This window comes from Neobacillus sp. 204 (genome assembly GCF_046562815.1).
Classification (GTDB): Bacteria; Bacillota; Bacilli; order Bacillales; family Cytobacillaceae; genus Neobacillus.
In genome coordinates, this window is sequence record NZ_JBJORY010000037.1 from 1 (window position 1) to 4,353 (window position 4,353).

General features: G+C 34.0%; 5 protein-coding genes. 4 read left to right on the top strand and 1 reads right to left on the bottom strand.

Annotated features, from left to right (window positions below; translation table 11 throughout):
• Positions 1-306: 306 nt before the first annotated feature.
• The 4 genes from ACJ004_RS29905 to ACJ004_RS29920 all read left to right on the top strand — a co-directional run bounded on the left by ACJ004_RS29905 (position 307) and on the right by ACJ004_RS29920 (position 3,663).
• Positions 307-840: an immunoglobulin-like domain-containing protein gene (locus tag ACJ004_RS29905; RefSeq protein ID WP_410896710.1), complete on the top strand. Its 534-nt coding sequence runs from the start codon at positions 307-309 to the stop codon at positions 838-840.
• A 242-nt stretch (positions 841-1,082) separates the two neighbouring features.
• The gene (locus tag ACJ004_RS29910) at positions 1,083-1,358 is read left to right on the top strand and encodes a hypothetical protein (protein ID WP_410896711.1); all 276 of its coding nucleotides are present in this window, start codon (positions 1,083-1,085) and stop codon (positions 1,356-1,358) included.
• A 195-nt stretch (positions 1,359-1,553) separates the two neighbouring features.
• Positions 1,554-2,828, top strand: coding sequence for an IS110 family RNA-guided transposase (locus tag ACJ004_RS29915; protein WP_410896712.1), 1,275 nt, complete (start codon positions 1,554-1,556; stop codon positions 2,826-2,828).
• 457 nt (positions 2,829-3,285) lie between these two features.
• Positions 3,286-3,663 (top strand): YxiJ-like family protein, encoded by a 378-nt coding sequence (locus ACJ004_RS29920; RefSeq protein ID WP_410896713.1) that lies wholly within the window; start codon positions 3,286-3,288, stop codon positions 3,661-3,663.
• Between the two features lie 185 nt (positions 3,664-3,848).
• On the opposite strand, the gene ACJ004_RS29925 is transcribed toward ACJ004_RS29920, so the two are convergent.
• Positions 3,849-4,145 carry a hypothetical protein gene (locus ACJ004_RS29925; protein ID WP_410896714.1) on the bottom strand — a complete coding sequence of 99 codons (297 nt, stop codon included), beginning with the start codon at positions 4,143-4,145 and terminating at the stop codon, positions 3,849-3,851.
• Positions 4,146-4,353 lie beyond the last annotated feature (208 nt).

The window sequence follows — 4,353 nt, forward strand, 5'->3', positions numbered from 1 at the left end:
AGAAGATAGTTTACTGGAGTTTCCTAAAAACTAATTTTAGAAATTGTGAAATATTTTACTTAAACAAACGGGTGCTTGAGTTTAACTACGGGTTGCTGCGGCAGCTCTTTTTCTTGTTCCACTAACGTGCAGGATAGTTGAACAAGGGTTGCGTCAACAGCCATTCACTTTGTACAAATTGTGCATTTAGAGTGAAAAAGAGCGAAATTCCCCCAAATTACAAAATAATACTATTCATATACAATTAAATAGTCGAAATAATACGGCTAGGTCACAACCTTTGGAGGGAAAATTGACATGAAAAAAGTGATTATCGGAATTTTATCAGTGTGTGTGGTATTAGTAATTGTTAGACTGGTTCTTAGACCTATCTTTTTTGTGAACGGTAATAATAAAGAAAATATTATTAACGTTATTAATTCGAGTGATTTATTTAAAAACAAGGAATCGATTAAAATCTTAAAAATCATTGACGACAAAAATGAACGAATCGTTCCGTTTTTGTATGACAATCGTCCTTCGTATATTGTTTTTTATAAAGATAAATTTGGGAACTACAAGTTTGAAGACTCAGAAACAAGGTCAAGTGAATTATCGGTTTTCCCTATAAAGTTTAATCTGAATAGAGTAATTATCGTATCGAATTATTATAATAACGTCACTAAATTAATCATAAAGGTAAACGGTGTAAAAATACTTGAAGATGAAATTAGTGTTCCTAATGAAACAGCCTCATTTTACAAAATACATAACTTACCAAAACAAAGGGATCATGGCTATCATGTGGAATATGAGCTGTACGACAAAGAAGGTAAACCAGTCAATAAAGATGTTTTTTAAGAAAAAAAGACTGAAATGGTAGACTTTTTGTTTTGCTGGCGGTAATCATCTGGTGTCGATTCACAACTGATTCTGAGAGCAATTATTCATAGCATCTTGTGCACTAAAGGGTGCTTGAGTTCAAGATATGGTTGCCTTTTTGGGAGCCTTTTTTGTTCAGCCAACGTAAGCAGTTTAATTCAAAATTTAATAAAAGTTGGGAATAATGCATATGGAAAGTATTCTTTTAAAAAGGTGATATTATGGATTTGATTTTTCTAATCATAATTACCGTTTTAGTCGGTGGTGCAGGTGCTTATGCCCTTTATCATGCTTTTAAACCATATAAAAAAGATGATAAATTCTTTGAAGCATTAGATACAGATATCATTTTAGTCGAATTACTTGTTGATTTTCTTTTATGGTTAAATAAAAAAATTTTCCCTGAACGTTTTCATATTAAATTGTATAGAGTATTTGCTTTTACATTTGGATTACTTATGTTTGCAATAGTAGCTTTGTGTTGGTTTTTTCTATAACCTTTATTCAAGTAACGGGTGCAAGAGTTAAAGATGGGGACTGCTGCGGCGGCTTTTTTTCTTGTTCCACTAATGTAAGCAGGTTAGCATTCCTGTAGATCGTTAAATATCAGGTTTGAAAAAAATAGAGCCCCTCAGTAAGATACGAGTATAGAGACCAATCTAAACTCATTGTCTTAAGGAGGAAGCCCTACTATGAATTTTAAAATGCAAGACAAACAAAATCAACTAATAGAAAGAATTTCCGATACACACCTTATTGTTGGTGTGGATATCGCTCAACAACTACACGTTGCTCGAGCTGTTAACTTCCGTGGAATTGTAGTTGGAGATCCTCTTTCATTTGAAAATAATGAAGAGGGGTTCGTAAAACTATTAAGTTGGATTCAAAACTTACAAAAACTAAAAAAATTAGATTCAACAATAGTTGGTATGGAGCCTACAGGTCATTACTGGATTAACCTATCCAAATGGTTATATAACCAAAACATTGAGGTAGTAACAGTCAATCCCCACTTAGTAAAAAGGAATAAAGAGAATCGTGATAATACCCAATCTAAGAGTGATAAAAAGGATGCGCTCGTTATCGCGGATATGGTCAAAAACGGCTACTATTCCTTCATTCGCCTATCATCAGAATCATTTGAGAAACTTAGAGTTCTAATGTCTAATCGTGATGTGATTGTAAAACGTCTCGTCATGTCTATTAATCAAATAAATCGATGGGTAGATGTTGTCTTTCCAGAGCTACGGCAAGTGTTTAAGGATGTTTCGTGCAAAGGGGCCATAGCAACCCTTCGTTTGTTTCCAACTCCAGATGAAATATCTTCAATGGAGCCACTAGATGTCATGAGGGGATTGAAGTCATTAATGAAAAGACAACCAGGACCTAAAAAAGCTCAATTACTGATCAATCTAGCAAAATCTTCTATTGGAACCGAACAAGCACTTGATGCTTATAAATTCCATTTAGAACAATTATTAGAGGAATATGACCTCGCTGCAAAACAACTCGAAAGAGTTGAACAACAAGTTAAAGATGTCCTCAACAAAATACCATTCGCGAAAAAACTACTTATGATTAAGGGAATAAGTGAAATTTCATTAGCTGGGATACTAGGTGAGTCAGGAGATTTAAGTGGATTTTCCCACGGAAACTCTCTATTACGTCTTGCAGGATTACATCTAGCTGAAGCAAGTTCAGGCAAATGGAAAGGTCAGATCGTCATTTCGAAGCGTGGAAGATCAAGACTCCGACGCTTCCTCTACTTAGCAACCATGAGCCTTGTGATGAATAACCCTGAATTTAAAGCCATGCATTCCCATAATGTGAAGGTTAAAAAGATAAAGAAAATGAAATCAATCATGAAACTGATCGGTAAATTAGCAAGGATTTTTGTAGGAATAATACGACGAAACGAGTCTTACTGTCCAAATAAAATACAAGAATTAATCCCTTTAGCAGCATAGAAATAAAACATTAGTTAAGTAGATGCACCATCTAAAATAGTTAACTTTAATTATTGAATGTTGTCTTATTCGTAGGATTTCAAATATGTACGGAGTACCAGGTTTCTTGAACAAAAGGGCATTGTGACCCATCAGGTTAGCATAACTGGCCTCCACCCCTTGGATAGGCATGACGAAGGAATGAGAGGGCAATTGACCCGTTGAGACATGGGAGGGAAAGCCTCCAGGGGCGGCGTGGAGATGTGCATTATATGGTAAAATATGAAGTATTAGCTAACTCCTTTATTTAACTATGCCTTCACGAAGCCAAATGATCTGAATTCATTCCAATTACCTGTCATTCTATTTATAAGGGTTGTGAAATCCTGCGAATAAGTGAGCATTCGAGAGATATTCGTATCAAACTGAGGGAGTGGAAGAAGAAATGGTAAAATAAAATATGTAATATTACAAATTGGTGGTGTTTGATACAGATAAAACGCAAATTTTTGAAGAATTGAAGTCTATGCAACAAATTATAATTAATCCTTTTCCTTCTAAAGATACAGCTAAGATGCAAAAAGACTTTAAAAGGAAATTTTCGAAACAAGATTGTTTAAACGCTGATTTAAATACTTATTGGATGAATATACCTGGATGTTTAAGTTATGTTCTTAGGGGAAATCAAAGCAAAATCCCACAAGGTCAAATAGAGGGGCTTAAATTATCCTTCTTTGACACTTTTGAACAATATCGGTTTTTAGAAGAAAACATCTCTAATTATCCAACGTTTTACGATGAATATATGAACAATGAAAAGACTAGAAAATTATTGTTAGAATATTTATCTTTTTAACTAATCCTTGTTAAGCTAACGGGTGCTTATCTTCAATTAAGACAACATAAATGATCCTCCACAATCGGGCGCAATTCTTGTACAAGGAATTGTGTCTTTTAAGTTATCATTATGTCTTAATAATTTAGTAATGCATAATTGACGTATATTGGGTAATAAAATAAGTGCTGCTAAAAATAGCAACACTATATGAAATAGCTTTTGTAATAAAAGAATGTAACGATAATGGCACATAAAGTATATGTAACGGAAGCAAGGATTGGTATTCTACCAAATTTAGCGCCTCTTTTTCCCTCAACTTCCATGTAGGTTTTGCTGTTAAATAGATCGGTCATTGGATTATTTCGTGCTGTTACTAGGATTCCCAGGATTCCTACAGGAAAAGTTAAATCAACTATATCGGCTTGAAAAAGATGTGCTGCACCGAAATTAAGAGCCATTAGTATCGAAAAGGTTACTAAAAATCCGAGTGTTTTGTTCACGTTTTTTCTCCCTTTATTGTTATGAATACATTTAGTTTAAAAGAGGGATAAGTTTTGGGCAAGTGTACATTAATTCCAATTTAAGTCTTTTACAAATAAATATTAAGTGAACGATACGATTCTAATATGCAATAGCTTATTCAAGAATGGGTGCTTATGTTGAAGACCAGCTGCCATTCTTGGTGGCTTTTTTCTTATTCAGCTAACG